General features: G+C 48.8%; 15 protein-coding genes. 5 read left to right on the top strand and 10 right to left on the bottom strand.

Annotation, left to right across the window (positions count from 1 at the left end; all coding sequences use genetic code 11):
- Nucleotides 1-20: 20 nt before the first annotated feature.
- Together ICL07_RS15185 and ICL07_RS15180 are read right to left on the bottom strand one after the other, a co-directional pair.
- Nucleotides 21-1,355: a Gfo/Idh/MocA family protein gene (locus ICL07_RS15185; protein ID WP_188088738.1), complete on the bottom strand. Its 1,335-nt coding sequence runs from the start codon at nucleotides 1,353-1,355 to the stop codon at nucleotides 21-23.
- A 42-nt stretch (nucleotides 1,356-1,397) separates the two neighbouring features.
- Entirely contained in the window at nucleotides 1,398-2,363 is a 966-nt protein-coding gene (locus ICL07_RS15180; RefSeq protein ID WP_188088737.1) for a formylglycine-generating enzyme family protein, read from the bottom strand.
- A gap of 185 nt (nucleotides 2,364-2,548) precedes the next feature.
- On the opposite strand from ICL07_RS15180, the gene ICL07_RS15175 reads away from it, so the two are divergent.
- From ICL07_RS15175 to ICL07_RS15160, 4 genes are all read left to right on the top strand, one after another.
- Entirely contained in the window at nucleotides 2,549-3,478 is a 930-nt protein-coding gene (locus tag ICL07_RS15175) for a hydroxypyruvate isomerase family protein (protein WP_188088736.1), read from the top strand.
- A 180-nt stretch (nucleotides 3,479-3,658) separates the two neighbouring features.
- Nucleotides 3,659-4,009, top strand: coding sequence for a phage holin family protein (locus ICL07_RS15170; RefSeq protein ID WP_188088735.1), 351 nt, complete (start codon nucleotides 3,659-3,661; stop codon nucleotides 4,007-4,009).
- A gap of 35 nt (nucleotides 4,010-4,044) precedes the next feature.
- A complete protein-coding gene (locus tag ICL07_RS15165; RefSeq protein ID WP_188088734.1) occupies nucleotides 4,045-6,018 on the top strand; it encodes an alpha-ketoacid dehydrogenase subunit alpha/beta in 1,974 nt (657 codons plus the stop codon).
- Between the two features lie 72 nt (nucleotides 6,019-6,090).
- The gene (locus ICL07_RS15160) at nucleotides 6,091-6,234 is read left to right on the top strand and encodes a hypothetical protein (protein WP_188088733.1); all 144 of its coding nucleotides are present in this window, start codon (nucleotides 6,091-6,093) and stop codon (nucleotides 6,232-6,234) included.
- Nucleotides 6,235-6,324: 90 nt separating this feature from the next.
- Here ICL07_RS15160 and ICL07_RS15155 read toward each other — a convergent pair whose 3' ends face one another.
- From ICL07_RS15155 to ICL07_RS15140, 4 genes are all read right to left on the bottom strand, one after another.
- Entirely contained in the window at nucleotides 6,325-7,704 is a 1,380-nt protein-coding gene (locus ICL07_RS15155; protein WP_188088732.1) for a TlpA disulfide reductase family protein, read from the bottom strand.
- 91 nt (nucleotides 7,705-7,795) lie between these two features.
- Nucleotides 7,796-8,338 (bottom strand): O-acetyl-ADP-ribose deacetylase, encoded by a 543-nt coding sequence (locus ICL07_RS15150; RefSeq protein ID WP_188088731.1) that lies wholly within the window; start codon nucleotides 8,336-8,338, stop codon nucleotides 7,796-7,798.
- A 4-nt stretch (nucleotides 8,339-8,342) separates the two neighbouring features.
- Nucleotides 8,343-9,092: an NYN domain-containing protein gene (locus tag ICL07_RS15145; RefSeq protein WP_188088730.1), complete on the bottom strand. Its 750-nt coding sequence runs from the start codon at nucleotides 9,090-9,092 to the stop codon at nucleotides 8,343-8,345.
- A gap of 135 nt (nucleotides 9,093-9,227) precedes the next feature.
- A complete protein-coding gene (locus ICL07_RS15140) occupies nucleotides 9,228-9,698 on the bottom strand; it encodes a Dps family protein (RefSeq protein WP_188088729.1) in 471 nt (156 codons plus the stop codon).
- 175 nt (nucleotides 9,699-9,873) lie between these two features.
- Here ICL07_RS15140 and ICL07_RS15135 point away from each other — a divergent pair, with 175 nt between their 5' ends.
- Nucleotides 9,874-11,061, top strand: a complete 1,188-nt coding sequence (locus ICL07_RS15135; protein WP_188088728.1) for an MFS transporter — start codon at nucleotides 9,874-9,876, stop codon at nucleotides 11,059-11,061.
- On the opposite strand, the gene ICL07_RS15130 is transcribed toward ICL07_RS15135, so the two are convergent.
- The 4 genes from ICL07_RS15130 to ICL07_RS15115 form a co-directional block, all read right to left on the bottom strand.
- The gene (locus tag ICL07_RS15130; RefSeq protein ID WP_188088727.1) at nucleotides 11,055-12,515 is read right to left on the bottom strand and encodes a DNA recombination protein RmuC; all 1,461 of its coding nucleotides are present in this window, start codon (nucleotides 12,513-12,515) and stop codon (nucleotides 11,055-11,057) included. The genes ICL07_RS15135 and ICL07_RS15130 overlap by 7 nt on opposite strands.
- A 115-nt stretch (nucleotides 12,516-12,630) precedes the next feature.
- On the bottom strand, nucleotides 12,631-13,707 hold the full coding sequence (locus ICL07_RS15125) for an iron-containing alcohol dehydrogenase family protein (protein WP_223151844.1): 1,077 nt from the start codon (nucleotides 13,705-13,707) through the stop codon (nucleotides 12,631-12,633).
- Between the two features lie 20 nt (nucleotides 13,708-13,727).
- Nucleotides 13,728-14,453 (bottom strand): 3-deoxy-manno-octulosonate cytidylyltransferase, encoded by a 726-nt coding sequence (kdsB, locus tag ICL07_RS15120; RefSeq protein ID WP_188088726.1) that lies wholly within the window; start codon nucleotides 14,451-14,453, stop codon nucleotides 13,728-13,730.
- Nucleotides 14,454-14,540: 87 nt separating this feature from the next.
- Entirely contained in the window at nucleotides 14,541-15,731 is a 1,191-nt protein-coding gene (locus tag ICL07_RS15115; protein ID WP_188088725.1) for a DegT/DnrJ/EryC1/StrS family aminotransferase, read from the bottom strand.
- Nucleotides 15,732-15,788: the final 57 nt, after the last annotated feature.

The raw sequence follows: 15,788 nt of genomic DNA, 5'->3' as shown, positions 1-15,788 counted from the left end.
TTCGTGTGCAGAAAAAAATATCAGGAGAAATATTTGGTAATACCTGGTTTCGCATACGCGTAGTTACCGGAAGCATCTGGTACCACCGGCGGCGGCGCATCGAAAGCATACTTTTGCGGCTGCAGGTTCAGACCGGAATTGAGCGCTGTTTTCCAATCGATGATCTGACCCGAGTAAGTCGCCAAACGACCGATGATAGCAGAAAGCGTGGCTTCTGCACCACGTTGTGCATCCGCAAATTTGTATTGTCCTTTGGCGATAGCTGCAAACAGCTCATCGTGTTCGGTTTGGTAAGGGTTATTTTCCTTGCTCTTATCAAACTGATACAGCACTTTTCCTTTATGGTCCACAATCTGTGCTTTATCGCAATAGATGCGGCCCTTAGTACCTACGATTTCTTCATCTACCTTGCTGGGAGCGTCTTTCCAGTGACGACACTGGCTATTCATCACTACGCCATCAGCATAGCGGTATTCCACAAAGTGGTGGTCGAATATTTCACCGTATTCTTTGCCGGTGCGTACCGCACGGCCCCCCATACCACCAGCGGTAACCGGTGTAGCATTTTTAAACCAGTTGCCCACATCAATGTTGTGGATATGTTGTTCTACGATATGATCACCACAGAGCCAGTTGAAATAATACCAGTTACGCATCTGGTATTCCATTTCGGTGTATTCCGGTTTACGTGGTTTTACCCACAGCGCACCCTGGTTCCACCATACCTGCATGGAGAGGATATCGCCGATCATACCATCCTGCACGCGTTTGTAGAGCTCGCGGTAGGAGTTCTGGTAACGGCGTTGCAGGCCTACTACTACGTTCAGTTTTTTGGACTTGGCTATTTCAGCAGCGTCCAGTACTCTTTTAATACCGGCAGGATCAGTCGCTACCGGTTTTTCCATGAAGATGTGTTTGCCTTGTTTAACGGCTTCTTCAAAGTGGATAGGACGGAAACCCGGAGGGGTGGTGAGGATTACCACATCTGCCAGTGCGATCGCCTGTTTATAGGCATCGAAACCGGTGAATTTATTTTTTTCCGGCACGTTTACGCGGCTGGCTTTATCGCCTAATGCTTCCTTGATATTGTTATAGCTGTCATTCAGCCTGTCAGGGAAGGCGTCGGCCATCGCCACCAGTTGAACGTTCTCTTTTGTGCTCAGTGCCTGTGTAGCAGCGCCGGTACCACGACCGCCGCAACCGATCAGCGCAATTTTGATGACATCAGAAGAACCGGAGAAATAATTGGCTTTGGATAAGATAGGCATCGCCAGCAATCCGCCCGCAAGCATCGATGTTTGCTTAACGAAATCGCGACGACCCTGACCGTGGAATTTTTGTTGTTCGCTTTCCATAAAATTGCGTTGTGATTTATTGATTTTTTTAGATGATGCTGCTTAGCGGGAACCTTTGTATTTATCGATTACGTCTTCAAAAAATTTCTGTGCTTCTTCCGGTGTCGGTTGTTTGGCTGGTCTTACGATACGGAAACCGATAAAGGGTGCATCCGCATTCCACCAGGAGCTTTTGGGAATCTGTGGGTCCCTGCGGTTCCATATCGGGTCGGATTTCAGGCGGGCAGCACTGCGCAAAGCCGGAGCCGCATCCTTATAGTTACCTCCTTTGATCACACGCGGCATTTTAGCCGTAGGCGCTGTCCAGGGATCTGTGGCGGCCACAGTGGCAACGCCATTTTCCTCGTACTGGTCTAATGTCCATTCGGCCACATTACCCAGCATATCATATAATCCCCAGGCGTTAGGTTGCAGCTGGGCTACTTTATGATATTTATCTTCACTGTTATCTTTATACCAGGCGTATTTTTTCAGCTGAGATTCATCTGTTCCATACGGATAAGCGGTTGCAGATCCGGCACGGCAGGCGTATTCCCATTCTGCTGCAGTAGGCAGCCGGTAAAAGACGCCGGTTTTGGCATACAGCCATTTGCAATACATCAATGCGCCATACTGGCTCATACTATTGGCCGGATAACCACCACCTTTACCCATGCCCAGCGTGAGGTCAATATAAGGCGGACTGGGCCGCGTCATCCCATCGGGAATCGGTGTTTTATCTTTTTCTGCATCTGCATACACATCGTATTCGTCGAAAGTCACTTCTGTAGCGCCCATCCAGAAGTCGCCCAAAGTCACTTTTTTGGCCGGTCCTTCATCTTTGTTTCTTCCTTTTTCATTGTCCGGGCTTCCTAGCGTGAAAGTGCCGCCTTTGATAGGCACCATTTTAAAACTGACGGTCGTTCCGGGAATTTGTTGTTCATACGTGGTAAAGGCCTGTTGCGCCTGTGTAGCCATGCCTTGGCCGAGCAACCCGCCCAGCAGAAAGGTCACATAATATCTAGTCATCCAAACGATTTAAAAAAACAGTGGGTGTAATTTAAAAAATTACAAAATGGAATGCAATATTTTTTTTACGAGTGGGAAATACTTGAATGATTTGAAATTTTTTTAAGAATATTAGCATTTCCTTATAAAAGCCATTAAATTTAGCAAATGTCCTTTTCTCTGTCATTTTAAAATTAACCAACGTTATGGAAAGAAGAAAATTCCTGCAACAAGGTACATTAGCCGGAATTTCCGCGCTCGCTCTGGGCGGCATCGCCAACAAAAGCCAGGCTGCAACCGGCAGTCCGGCTGCTGCTAAGGAAAAACCCTTTAAAATGAATTTCGCCCCACATGACGGGCAGTTCAAACTCAGTGCTGGTAATGATTTCCTCGATCAGATCAAGTACATGTATGACCAGGGTTTCCGGGCCATTGAAGATAATGGCATGATGCACCGCCCTGTTGCTGAACAGGAAAAGATTGGTAACCTGCTCGCTAAACTGGGCATGACCATGGGTGTGTTTGTAGTAGACACCGGCAACAACTGGAAAACTTCACTGACTACCGGTAAACAGGAATTTACCGATGCTTTTGTGAAGACCTGTAAAGACAGCGTAGACGTTGCCAAACGCTGTAATGCCAAGTGGGCAACCGTTGTCCCTGGCTTTTTTGACCGCAATCTGCCTATCGGTATTCAAACCGCCAACGTGATCGAAGCACTTCGTTTAGGCGCTGCGGTTTTTGAGCCACACAATCTTGTCATGGTACTCGAACCACTGAGCGACACGCCGGATCTCTTCCTTCGCACAGCCGAACAATCCTATGAGATTTGCAAAGCAGTGAAAAGCCCTGCCTGCAAAATTCTCTACGATATCTATCATATGCAACGCAATACCGGTAACCTCATTCCTACCATCGATTTATGCTGGGATGAAATTGCGTATATCCAGATCGGTGATAACCCTGGCCGAAGAGAACCCGGCAGCGGTGAAATCAACTACAAAAACATTTTCGCCCACCTGAATAAAAAAGGATATAAAGGCGTGCTGGGTATGGAACATGGTACCACCGGTCAGGGGAAAGAAAGCGAAGCCGGGTTGATAAAAGCCTACCGGAACTGTGATTTACAGGATTAATGCTGATTTCGCTGATGAGCGAAGATTGAATTGCAGGATTGTTAAAAGAAATTAGTGCGATGCCCTGTCAGCCGCTGGCTGACAGGGTTTTTTATGAGATAATGTTATGATAACCGGGATAGATTCTTATACGCTGATCTCATTTTTTTCGTTATATTGAAAGACACTAAACACGATCTTATGGGTTTTCTGGTTCGTATATTAATCAGTGCACTGGCGGCCATGTTAACTACTTACCTGCTGAAGCCGGCAGTAAAAATCGACAGTTTTGTTACCGCCCTGATCCTTGCACTGGTGCTGGCCTTACTCAATGCGCTGGTAAAACCACTGCTGGTACTGTTTACTTTCCCGGTAACGTTGTTGACGCTGGGCCTGTTCCTTTTTGTTATCAATGCCATTATTATACTGCTGGCGGCAAAGATCGTCCCCGGCTTTAAGGTGGACGGTTTCTGGTGGGCCATGCTTTTCAGTATTGTGATGACCATTATTAACAGTCTCCTGATCAATCTTGCCGGTGGCAGCAACGACTAGCCTCCTTCCCTGTTCACGCCGTAAACAGCCTATACATGTATTTCGACCGGTCTAATCTCAGCGACACGGAACTGCTGTCCTTCTATAGAGCCCTGTTATATCCCAGGCTGATAGAGGAAAAAATGCTACTGCTGCTCCGCCAGGGAAAAATCAGTAAATGGTTTTCAGGCATCGGCCAGGAGGCCATCGCTGTAGGCGCCACGCTGGCGCTGGAAGCAGATGAATGGATCATGCCGCTGCATCGTAATCTCGGTGTATTCACGACACGGAATATGCCCCTGCATAAACTGCTACAACAATGGCAGGGCAGCGATGAAGGCTATAGCAAAGGCCGGGAGCGCTCCTTCCACTTCGGCAGCCGGGCTTATCATATTTGCGGAATGATTTCCCACCTGGGCCCACAGCTGTCTATCGCCGATGGTATTGCGCTGGCGCACCAGCTGAAAAAAGAACACAAGGTGTCCCTCGCTTTCACCGGAGAAGGCGGCACCAGCGAAGGCGAGTTCCACGAAGCCCTGAATGTGGCCGCTGTATGGGGCCTCCCTGCCATCTTCCTTGTAGAAAACAACGGTTATGGCCTTAGCACGCCTGTCAACGAACAATACCACTGTAAAGACCTCGTCGATAAAGCCATTGGCTACGGCATGGAAGGCGTACAGGTAGATGGTAACAACCTCCTGGAGGTGTACCAAACCATCCGCACAGCCAGGGCCTATGCCATCAAGGAACAAAAACCGGTGCTGATTGAAGCCATGACCTTCCGCATGAGAGGTCATGAAGAAGCCAGCGGCGTAAAGTATGTTCCCCCTGAACTTTTTGAACAATGGGGTAAAAAAGATCCGATTGCCCGATATGAAACTTTCCTCCGGGAAATTCATCTGATCGATACAGCCGGCATAGAAGCCGTCCGGCAGGAAATGAAACAACGTATAGACGAAGAAGTGGCCCTGGGCCTCGAACTCCAGCCCTTTGCAGTCAATACACAGACCGAACTGGACGACCGCTACGCCCCCACGCCACCCGTGGTATATCCCTCCGGGACTGCTTCGGAAAAACGTTTCATCGATGCCATTTCCGATGGACTGCGGCAGTCGATGGAGCAATACCCCGAGCTGATACTCATGGGGCAGGACATTGCAGCCTATGGTGGCGCCTTTAAGATCACGGATGGGTTCCTGGCCCGTTTTGGAAAAGAGCGGGTACGGAATACGCCGCTTTGCGAAAGTGCGATCATCGGTACAGCGCTGGGCTTGTCTATAGCGGGATTTAAAAGTATGGTAGAAATGCAGTTCGCCGATTTTGTCAGCTGTGGTTTTAACCAGATTGTTAATAATCTCGCCAAAATACACTACCGCTGGGGCCAACCGGCAGACGTGGTAGTCAGGATGCCCACCGGCGCCGGTGTAGGCGCCGGTCCCTTTCATTCCCAGAGTAACGAGGCCTGGTTTACTCACGTACCAGGGCTGAAGGTGGTATACCCGGCTACGCCTGAAGATGCGAAAGGTCTGCTCACCGCAGCTATTGCAGATCCTAACCCGGTGATGTTTTTTGAACACAAGGCGCTTTACCGCAGTATCAGCGGCCTGGTACCGGATGACTATTACACGGTGGAAATCGGGAAAGCCCGACTCCTGCAGGCCGGCGAAGATGTCAGCATTATCACGTATGGCAGTGGCGTACACTGGGCTATGGAATATGCTGCCGCCCATCCGGCACTATCCGTTGCCATCCTGGACCTGCGCACCCTGCTGCCGCTGGACTATGCCGCTATCCGCGACACGGTAGCCCTTACCGGCAAAGTGCTGATACTCCATGAAGATACCCTCACCGGCGGCCTGGGGGGCGAAATTGCCGCCTGGATAGCGGAACACTGCTTTCACCTGCTGGATGCGCCCGTTATCCGCTGCGCCAGCCTCGATACACCGGTGCCATTTGCCATCCCCCTGGAAAAAAATTTCCTTGCCAAATCCCGTCTGGATGAGTGTATCCGGCAATTAACCAGTTGGTAACGGTAACGGGGATTGGGAATTTGCCGCGAAAGTTCTAATTTGCACCCTGGAAATAAATAAAATCATTATACAATGTTGATGAATTTCTTAACAGTAGTACAGACCACCAACTTTTACAAAGTAGGCGATAGCATTGGTCATTTTCTGGCTCCTTGTGCCATCATCATTTTCGCACTGATGTTCATTTACGCCTGGGTGAAATACGCAAAGCTCTAATATTACCCTGTTTTTTCACATCGCATTATAGAAGAAAAAGGCTTCCTTATGGGAAGCCTTTTTCTTTTTCAGTCGTTTCATGATTGCGAATCAACCTTTGCTGAGTGTCTTTTCTATCATGGCTTTCAACTCCGGCGTAGAAGGACGCGGCGCATCAATACTCACAATTCTGCCCTGCTGGTCAAACACCATAAAGCGGGGAATACCCTTGATATCATAAAATTTGGTGACGTCGCTCCAGCCAGCGCCGAAGAGCTGTACCCCTTTCATATCTTTCTCTTTTACAAAGGCAGCCCATTTTTCCTTGTCCTTGGTTTCATCTACGGAATAACCGAGGAAGGTCACGTTCTGTCCGCGCATTTCTTCTTCCAGCTTCTGCAAATGAGGCAGTTCCGCTTTGCAGGGGCCACACCAGGTAGCCCATACGTCCACTACCACCACTTTCCCTTTTAAGTCGTTGAACGACACCTTTTTACCGCTGAGATCTTCTCCGGCGAAGTTGAAGCCCTGTTCACCCGCAGAAAACTTGCGGAGCGCTTTTTCCGCTGCCAGGTAACGTTCCTGCTGGTTGGCGGTCAACAGGTATTGTTTCACCGGTGCAATAGCTTCCGTCAGACTTTCAAAAGTCCGGAAACCGCCCAGGCTTTCGGTGATCAGTAGACCCTTGATCGTATCATTGCAGAACAGGCTGGCATTCTCCTTCAGGGAAGGAGGCCCTTGCCGCTTCTTTCCACCGTTGATAACGGTAAACGTCTCGTATAAACGAACAATGTTACCGGCATCTCCATTGGCCAGCAGCTTATTGTCGCAGTATTTTTCGTCTTGTATGATTTGACCGTAGTAAGCCGGGTACTGGCTTTTTTCCGGATGTTTGGAATGGGGTATCAGCAGAAACCGCATGGCAGCAAATTCCACATCCACGTCCATGGTATATTTCAGCAGGTCGTTGAATTTTTTATTCGGTGTGTTCACCGCCTTTTTCAGTCCGGCTATTTTAGGCAACAGCGCTTCCAGCTTGGGAAAGAATGACAGATACGTAGCGGTATCGCCCAGGAAAGTGTGTTGTGAAATAGTATGCAGCTGGTTTTGCCATTGTAACAGCTGCTTATTTTCCGCAGATCCGGCTTGTATAGTGTAAGTACCATTGTCCAGCGTCAGTTTCAGCTGATCGCCCGATTTGATATAAATACGTGCATCTCCTTTAGCACCTCCGGTAGAAAGGTAATAAAACCCTTCTTTAGGCGCTGGAATAGCAAAAGCAAAGGCATGCTGTTCATTCACCGTTGTATTGGCGATTTCAGCTTTGCGGCCTTCTTCTACAGCATACAAGGTTATTTTTTTGACTTTTTCAGGCGCCTGTCCCTGGATAACGGCGAGGGAGGAAACGGGAGCCGGCCCTGCTGCCGCACGGGCAGTCCATGCCAGGCATGCTACCAGTGGCAGCAGTCTGCTTACTTTGGTTGGTTTCATTTTCTAATGGTGGTTTGGTTTGCGATTATTCATCGTTGTGGTTTCAAATATAGACAAACTGGCTAGTCTATAACCCCCAAACCATCATAATTTATTCTTCGGGCCGAATGTACTGATGGTAATAATGTTGCGCCAACTGGTAGTTTTCGGCGTCAAAACAAACCAATACCACCTCTTGTATCACGTCGTCCTGTTCAAGGAATTGGACGATGGTCTCCATAGCGATGCTGGCAGCGAGGTCTTTGGGAAAGTGATAAATCCCGGTACTGATATTGGGGAAGGATATAGAAGCGAGGTGGTGGCGTGATGCCAGCTGCAAAGCGTGCAGATAGCAGTTGGCCAGCAGGGTTGTTTCGCGGTGGTTCCCACCGTTCCACACCGGGCCTACGGTGTGGATCACATGTTTGGCGGGCAGGCGGCCGCCGGTGGTGATCACCGCTTCGCCTGTTTTACAGCCTCCCTGGCGGGCTACAATGGCCCGGCAGTCTTCCAGTATGGCTGGCCCGCCGGCTCTATGGATTGCGCCATCTACGCCGCCGCCACCCATCAGGGAGGAATTGGCCGCATTTACGATGGCGTCGGTCTCCATTTTGGTAATATCTCCCTGGATGATCTTTATTTTCCTATATGCCATACCGTTATACCGTTCTTACATACACGAGTTTGCCGGTTTTCTTACCGCTTTCCCGGATATCGATTTCGAAATTGGGGAAGCTCTTGATCAGCTGTACCAGTTTATTAAAGCCGTAGTTACGGGCATCAAAGTCCGGTTGTTTTTTCAGCAACAGGTTGCCCAGCTCGCCCAGGTAGGCCCATCCATCTTCATCCGCGATATCATTGATGCTGGTAGACAGTAGTTCTATCAGTTCTTTGTCGGCCTTACTGATACCTTTGGGTTTTTCCTTGGCTGATTTGGGTTTGCCGCCGGTTTCTGTTTTCTTTTCCCGGATCTGTAATATTTCCAGGTAAATAAATTTGTCACAGGCAGCACGGAAGGCGGCGGGCGTCTTTTTCTCTCCCATACCAATTACCCTCATGCCAGCTTCCCGCAGTCTGGTAGCCAGCCTGGTAAAGTCGCTGTCGCTGGATACGAGGCAAAACCCGTCTACCCTGCCGGTATACAGGATATCCATCGCATCGATGATCATGGCAGAGTCGGTGGCGTTTTTTCCGGATGTATAGCTGTACTGCTGAATAGGTGTGATCGCGTTTTCGAGCAGAACACCTTTCCACCCTACCACGGTAGGTTTGGTCCAGTCTCCATAAATTCTTTTGAAAGTGGGGTTGCCGTATTTGGCTACTTCTTCCAGCATCCCTTTGATGTTGTGGTAGGGTATATTGTCGGCATCTATCAATACAGCGAGGCGTAGATCATTTGAATTATCCATGTGGAACACGTTACATTTAGGAATTTTTTGATTTACGATTTTTTGATTTAAAATGCAGCGGAGAACATGTTATAAGATAATCTTCGCTGCATTTTAAATCAAAAAATCGTAAATCAAAAAATTCCTAAATAATTATTATTTGAGGTAGGAACGAATCATCCAGGCCAGTGACAGGTGTTTTTGCAGCAGCTGGGTGGCGAAATCAGCAGCTCCTTTATCCTTGTACTTTTCGTCAAACTCATCGATTAGTCTGCGCAGGTTGCGGATAATGGTTTCATGATCATCCAGCAGTTCCTGTAATTGTTTTTTCTGATCGTTGCTATATTCAGATTCCAGCAGATTAGTGAGTTTGAGCACATCGGCATAGCGGCCTTGCGCATAGTGTCCGATTTTACGGATATATTCTGCTACTTCATCTCCGATTTCTTCCAGCTCTTCATATTGTCCTTCATAGAACTTATGCATTTCCATGAAGTTGGAGCCTTCGATATTCCAATGACTGTTGCGCGTTTTCGCGTAAACCAGTAATTCATCAGCAAGCACTTTATTCAACTCTAATGCAATTTTCTTCGCGTGATCTGCAGAAATACCAATTTCGATTTTCATATCATTTGAATTTTTTGGTTTTAATAAATTTACGAATTCTTCGGAAGGGGAACCATGATGTTTATCATAAATTAACAACTGGTATAATAAACAGGTCCATAGCCGGTTTTGTTCGGTTTTTGAGGCCAGGCCAATATGTTTGCTAAAATTGTACCATAGTTACTAATTTTGCGGCATGGACCAGTCTTCCGGAAAAATCTACAGTTTACATTTCATTCTCTTATGCCTGAGTAATGCCTTGTTCTCCGCCAGCTTTAATATGATGATCCCTGAGCTGCCGGCCTATCTGAGTAAGATGGGCGGGGCTGATTATAAAGGATATATTATTGGGTTGTTTACGCTCATGGCGGGATTATCCCGTCCTTTCTCCGGAAAACTCACAGACACCATCGGGCGGGTACCGGTGATGATTTTCGGCTCACTGGTATGTGTGGTTTGTAGCCTGTTATACCCATTGGTCAGCTCCGTTGGGGCGTTTCTGCTACTCCGTTTTTTCCATGGTTTCTCCACCGGTTTTAAACCTACCGGCACCTCCGCCTATGTATCAGACATTATTCCGTTCAACCGGCGGGGTGAGGCCATGGGCATGGTTGGTTTGGCCAGCACCATCGGTATGGCACTCGGACCCGCTATTGGCGGCTATATGGCGTTACGGTGGAATATCAATGTAATGTTTCAGCTGTCGGCCGTATTTGCCTTGCTGTCTGTAGTGATCCTGATTGGTATGAAAGAAACCCTGGCCAACAAACAACGTTTCCGGCTTTCTCTCCTGAAAATAAAAGGAGATGAAATATTTGAGCCGCTGGTATGGTCACCGGTGATTATTTGTTTCCTGACCTATTTCAGCTATGGCGCCATGCTCACCATTATCCCGGATTTCGGCGCATTCCTGGGCGTCGCCAACAAGGGCATGTTCTTTACCTATTTTACCGCCAGTTCTATTGGTATCCGTTTACTGGCAGGTAAAGTATCTGACCGTTATGGCCGGGTACCCGTGCTGAAAATTTCCGCTATCCTGATGGCTGCCTCCATGCTGATGATGGGCCTGGCCGGCTCCCCCGCCCTGCTAATGGCTTCCGCAGTTGTATATGGTATCTCCGTTGGTCTTAACTCTCCGGCCGTTACCGCCTGGACAATTGACCTGGGCCAGCCGGAACACCGCGGACGTGCACTGGCCAGCATGTATATCGCTATGGAAGTGGGTATCGGGCTGGGCGCCTATTTCTCTGCCTTCGTGTACAATAACAAATCCACTAATTTCCCGGTAACGTTTTATCTGTTTGCCGGCATTACTTTAATGGCTACCCTTTACCTGACTTTCTTCTACAAAAAACCCGCACTGGTCGCTAAAGAGTGTCAGTAATCCGATTCCTGTTCCTCAGGTGAGAGCGGGCGCTGTACGGTGATCTCCGGGACGGGCATAAGTTCCGTTCCGGTAATAGGGCGCTCGTCCCCCTCACCCACCTCCGATCCCAGGTCCGCATCTGCAGTTAGCTGAGAGGGCAGGGTCTTTTTATTCTCCAGTCCCAGCTTCCGCATCCGCTCTGCCCTTCCTACCAGGTTACCATGCCCGGCAGACAGTTTATTCATCGCGTCATCATAGGCTTCCTGGCTACGTTTCAACTGCTCGCCCACCTTTCCCATATCTATCGCAAAACCAACAAATTTATCATACAAGGCGCTGCCCTGCCGCACAATCTCTTCTGCATTTTTGTTCTGATTCTCCAGCCGCCACATGGCATCAATGATACGCAGCGTTGCCAACAACGACGGTACGCTTACCAGGATCACCTTCTTACGGAAAGCAAAATCGTACAGGTCTTCCTCCTGCTGCATCACCGCCAGCGCATACGCCGGTTCTATCGGGATAAACAACATCACAAAATCAGTGGTATTGTTATACAGCGTATGGTATGCTTTCCGGCTCAGTTCACTCACATGGTTCTTCACGGACTGCACATGCAGCTTCAGTGCCTGCTGCTTTTCCGCTTCTTCAGTAGCGCTACAGTATTGTTCGTATGCTTTGAGAGATACCTTGGAATCTATCACCAGCTGCCGTTTCTCCGGTAGCTGCAACACCAGGTCCGGCAACCGCAGCTGCCCCGTTTCGTCCCGCTGCGCATCCTGCGTAACGTAATGAATCCCTTTTTCCAGTCCTGAGGCCTCCAGTACTTTTTCCAGGATCATCTCACCCCAGTTGCCCTGCTTTTTAGTATCCGCCTTCAGCGCTTTGGTCAGGTTATTGGCTTCTTTTGACAATGTTTGGTTCAGCTGCAACAAACGCTGCAACTCCGCTTTCAACTCCGTCCGTTGCGAGGTTTCCGCTACGAGCGACTGTTGCACGCTGCTCCGGAAACTGTCGATCTTTTCCGCCAGTGGTTTCAGCAGGTCGTCCATTTTCACCTGGTTCTGTTGCATAAAATTGCCGGAGATACGCTGCAACAGCTGCTGCGCCGTATTTTCAAACTGGACTTTAAAATCCTGGTGCATTTCATGCAGGCGTTCCTTTTCACCCTGCAGCTGTTGTTGCAGGTATTTATTCTGCTCCATCAGCCGGCCCTGCTCCGCCATCAGCGAAGCAAATTCCTCATTGAGCCGCTCCAGTTGATCCTGCTTTTCGCGGGCCAACTGCTGCTTATCATCCAGCATATGCTGCAGATATACCTGCTTCGCTTCCAGTTGCGCATACTGCTGGGTATACTGCTCCTGCTGCCGCGACATTTCCTGTTGTAATGTGCGCTGCCGGCCCGTTGCAGTAAAATACAAATACCCCAGCACCAGGGCCAAAATTCCCGTGACAATCAATAATATCAACATGATCAGTTCATTAAAGGCAATATCGTTTATAGCTACGCATTGTATTTGCGCGCAAAAAAATACGAATTGCGGATGCAACACCGCAATTCGTATGCTATATCATTTGTCCGGAAGATTATAACCGCTCGTACAGCTTACGCAGCCGCTCACGGGTCATGATCTCCTTCCAGTCTTTACCCAGTGCGTTTTCCCACAACGGCGCCATACCCAATGAAACATTGATCATAGTCTCAAACTGCTCGTCAGTCAACCCTTTGGTAATACCCTGCGGAATATCGATGTTGTGCTTTTTCACCATTTCCTTGAACTTCTTCACGCCATCAGGATAAAACTCTTCCAGCTTGTCAAACACGATGCAGTTACCAATACCGTGTTTGGTACCCAACAGATAAGCCAGGCCATAACTTACGGCATGTGCCACTCCTACCTGGGAATAAGCGATGCTCATACCGCCGGCATAGGAAGCCATCATCAGCTTCTCGTCTGAATCATCGTCCCACACATCTTTTTCCAGGAAAATCTCTTCGCACAGCTCCTGCGCTTTTTCACCGTAGGATTTGCTGAAAGCATTCAGATAGGTACCGGTCAGGGATTCCACACAGTGAATGAAACAGTCCATCGCGGTATAAAAACGTTGATTTACTTCTACGGTCTTTGTCAGCGCCGGGTCCAGTACAATCTGGTCAAACGGCGTATAGTCGGAGTTCATACCCAGTTTGCGGGTAGGGCCGGTCAGCACGCAGGTGCGGCTAACTTCTGCACCGGTACCTGAAATGGTAGGGATACCCACTTTATATACAGCCGGGTTCTTTACCAGATCCCAGCCCTGGTAATCAGCGGATGAACCGGGGTTGGTCATCATCAGCGCCACCGCTTTGGCCATATCCATTACGGAACCGCCGCCAATGCCAATGATACCGGATACTTCACCGAATTCGGCTTTGAGTTCATCACGGATTTTATCTACTGTAACGGTTTTGGGTTCATATGTCACATCGATCACCACTATTTTATCCTTGCCCTGCAGGGGTATGCGGGACAGAAATGCCTGTTTGTCCTGGAAATACTCGTCCACGAAGAAAATCATGGGAGCATCGCCTTTGCGACGGGGGGCCAGTATTTCGCCCAGCTGATCAAAACATCCGCTGCCGTAAACTACATAGTCCACCATTTTGAAATTCCTGAATTTCATATATCCGTTTTAGTTAGATGTTATAAATATTTTGCTGCCTTTTCCAGGTCTTCCGGCGTATCAATCTCTACGCCCATATAGGAGGTAACCACCATCTTCATGGGAATACCGTTTTCCAGGTAACGCAGGCATTCAATTTTCTCGGCCAGCTCCAGCGGCGTGGGCGCCATCTGCGTGAAATCCAGCAAAGTTTGCTTGCGGAAGGCATAGATACCGATATGTTCGTAGTAAATGGATTTGATATCCTTATTACGGGGATACGGAATCACCGAACGGGAAAAGAACAAGGCGTTGAACTGCTTGTCTACCGCTACCTTCACATAGTTGGGATCTGCGATGGAGGCTTCATCATGCAGTTCCTGCATTAAGGAAGCTACCTGCACCCTGCTGCCTTCCTCGCCTTCAAAAACGCGGAGTAATTTCTCCAGCGGCTCTTTCCGGGTAAAAGGTTCATCTCCCTGCACATTCACCACAATATCCACATCCATGCCTTCAACGGCTTCGGCTATACGATCTGTACCACACTCATGCTCTTTCCGGCTCATCACGGCTTTACCACCGTTACTAACAATCTCCTGGTATATCACATCGCTGTCCGTTACTACCATCACCTCATCAAATACGCCGGTGTTAACGGTAGATTCGTAGGTACGCAGTATCACAGATTTGCCACCCAGCTGGGCCATCATCTTCCCGGGGAAACGGGTAGCACCATAACGGGCAGGTATCAAAGCTACTTTTTTCATGTTTGTTCCTTTTTCACGCAAAGCTTTATAAGGAAGCAAAGCTATCTTATGGCCCTTTGCTTACTTACCAACCTTTGCGAGCAGAAATTATAATGCGCTTTTTACGGCTTTCACCAGCTTTTCTGCCCGCTCCTGTATCTCGGCATCGCTCCAGGACAGGTTGATCGGGGTAGAAATGTTCCTGCTGATAATCGCATCAGATGCAGGGAACTGCTTGGTTTTATAAATTTCCATCGCCTGTTTCAGACCAGGGGCAAACGGCGTTAATACATCGCCATTTTTGAAGTGGTCCCACTGACGGATATAGTGCCAGTTGTTATCGTAATAATAGAACCCAACCAAACCGGCAGCTTTCATGGCGGCAGCTGCTTTCCTTGCCTGCTCTGCTTCCGGCAGGAAGAAAGACAGGAAAGTAGCGCTGTCACCGGCTTCATCAGGCAGGCGGCGGAAAGTAACGCCCGGAATAGTGGCCAGGGCGTCTTTGAAGATCTTTTTGGTTTTACGCTGGATAGCCAGGAAAGTGTCCAGCTTGCGGACCTGTGCCAGGCCCACTGCAGCATGCAGTTCGGAGATACGGTAGTTGTACCCGATGAACGGATGCAGGTCAGCGCCACGGTCTGCTCCCAGGTGGTCATGACCATGGTCGGTATAACCGTCGCATTTGGTATAAACATCTTTGTTATTGGTGATGATGGCTCCGCCTTCTGCACAGGTGATGGTTTTCACGAAGTCAAAGGAGAACGTGCCGGCATCGCCGATAGCACCCAGCGCCTTGCCTTTATAGGTAGCGCCGAAAGACTGACAGGCATCTTCCAGTAACAACAGATTATGTTTTTTACAGATAGCCTGGAGGGCATCCAGGTCGGCCATAGCACCGCACATATGTACAGGCATCACCGCTTTGGTACGGGGGGTAATAGCCGCTTCCACCGCTTTCGGGTCCAGGGTCAGGGTATCATCAACATCTACCAGCACCGGCGTGGCGCCTACAGAGAATACTGATTCAAAGCTGGCCACAAAAGTAAAGGTGGGCATGATGATCTCATCGCCGGCACCCAGTCCCAGGGCCGCCATGGCTGTGGTCAGTGCAGCGGTACCGCTGGAGGCGAGCTGTGTGTACTGTACGTTCAGTTTGTCGCAAATGGCTTTTTCCAGTTCCTTTGCTTTCCAGATGCCTTTACGCGGACCGTCAAATCCGTAACGCATCATGATCCCTGTTTCCAGTACATCATTTACTTCTTTCCTTTCTTCGGCGCCAAATAGTTCATATCCGGGCATAAGCTGTTGATTTTTAAAATATAATTGAAAGAGATGTCAAAATAGTGCTGCAAAGTT

This window comes from Chitinophaga qingshengii (genome assembly GCF_014529935.1).
GTDB classification, from domain to species: Bacteria; Bacteroidota; Bacteroidia; order Chitinophagales; family Chitinophagaceae; genus Chitinophaga; species Chitinophaga qingshengii.
This window is presented reverse-complemented; position numbering and strand designations above follow the sequence as displayed.

Excerpts from the sequence above, each read along its gene's own strand:
- ICL07_RS15125 (WP_223151844.1), bottom strand. The coding sequence starts at position 13,707 with ATGAAATTCAGGAATTTCAAAATGGTGGACTATGTAGTTTACGGCAGC.
- ICL07_RS15145 (WP_188088730.1), bottom strand. The coding sequence starts at position 9,092 with ATGGATAATTCAAATGATCTACGCCTCGCTGTATTGATAGATGCCGAC.
- ICL07_RS15180 (WP_188088737.1), bottom strand. The coding sequence starts at position 2,363 with ATGACTAGATATTATGTGACCTTTCTGCTGGGCGGGTTGCTCGGCCAA.
- ICL07_RS15170 (WP_188088735.1), top strand. The coding sequence starts at position 3,659 with ATGGGTTTTCTGGTTCGTATATTAATCAGTGCACTGGCGGCCATGTTA.
- ICL07_RS15155 (WP_188088732.1), bottom strand. The coding sequence starts at position 7,704 with ATGAAACCAACCAAAGTAAGCAGACTGCTGCCACTGGTAGCATGCCTG.
- ICL07_RS15185 (WP_188088738.1), bottom strand. The coding sequence starts at position 1,355 with ATGGAAAGCGAACAACAAAAATTCCACGGTCAGGGTCGTCGCGATTTC.
- ICL07_RS15135 (WP_188088728.1), top strand. The coding sequence starts at position 9,874 with ATGGACCAGTCTTCCGGAAAAATCTACAGTTTACATTTCATTCTCTTA.
- ICL07_RS15130 (WP_188088727.1), bottom strand. The coding sequence starts at position 12,515 with ATGTTGATATTATTGATTGTCACGGGAATTTTGGCCCTGGTGCTGGGG.
- ICL07_RS15115 (WP_188088725.1), bottom strand. The coding sequence starts at position 15,731 with ATGCCCGGATATGAACTATTTGGCGCCGAAGAAAGGAAAGAAGTAAAT.
- ICL07_RS15165 (WP_188088734.1), top strand. The coding sequence starts at position 4,045 with ATGTATTTCGACCGGTCTAATCTCAGCGACACGGAACTGCTGTCCTTC.
- ICL07_RS15140 (WP_188088729.1), bottom strand. The coding sequence starts at position 9,698 with ATGAAAATCGAAATTGGTATTTCTGCAGATCACGCGAAGAAAATTGCA.
- ICL07_RS15160 (WP_188088733.1), top strand. The coding sequence starts at position 6,091 with ATGTTGATGAATTTCTTAACAGTAGTACAGACCACCAACTTTTACAAA.
- kdsB (WP_188088726.1), bottom strand. The coding sequence starts at position 14,453 with ATGAAAAAAGTAGCTTTGATACCTGCCCGTTATGGTGCTACCCGTTTC.
- ICL07_RS15175 (WP_188088736.1), top strand. The coding sequence starts at position 2,549 with ATGGAAAGAAGAAAATTCCTGCAACAAGGTACATTAGCCGGAATTTCC.
- ICL07_RS15150 (WP_188088731.1), bottom strand. The coding sequence starts at position 8,338 with ATGGCATATAGGAAAATAAAGATCATCCAGGGAGATATTACCAAAATG.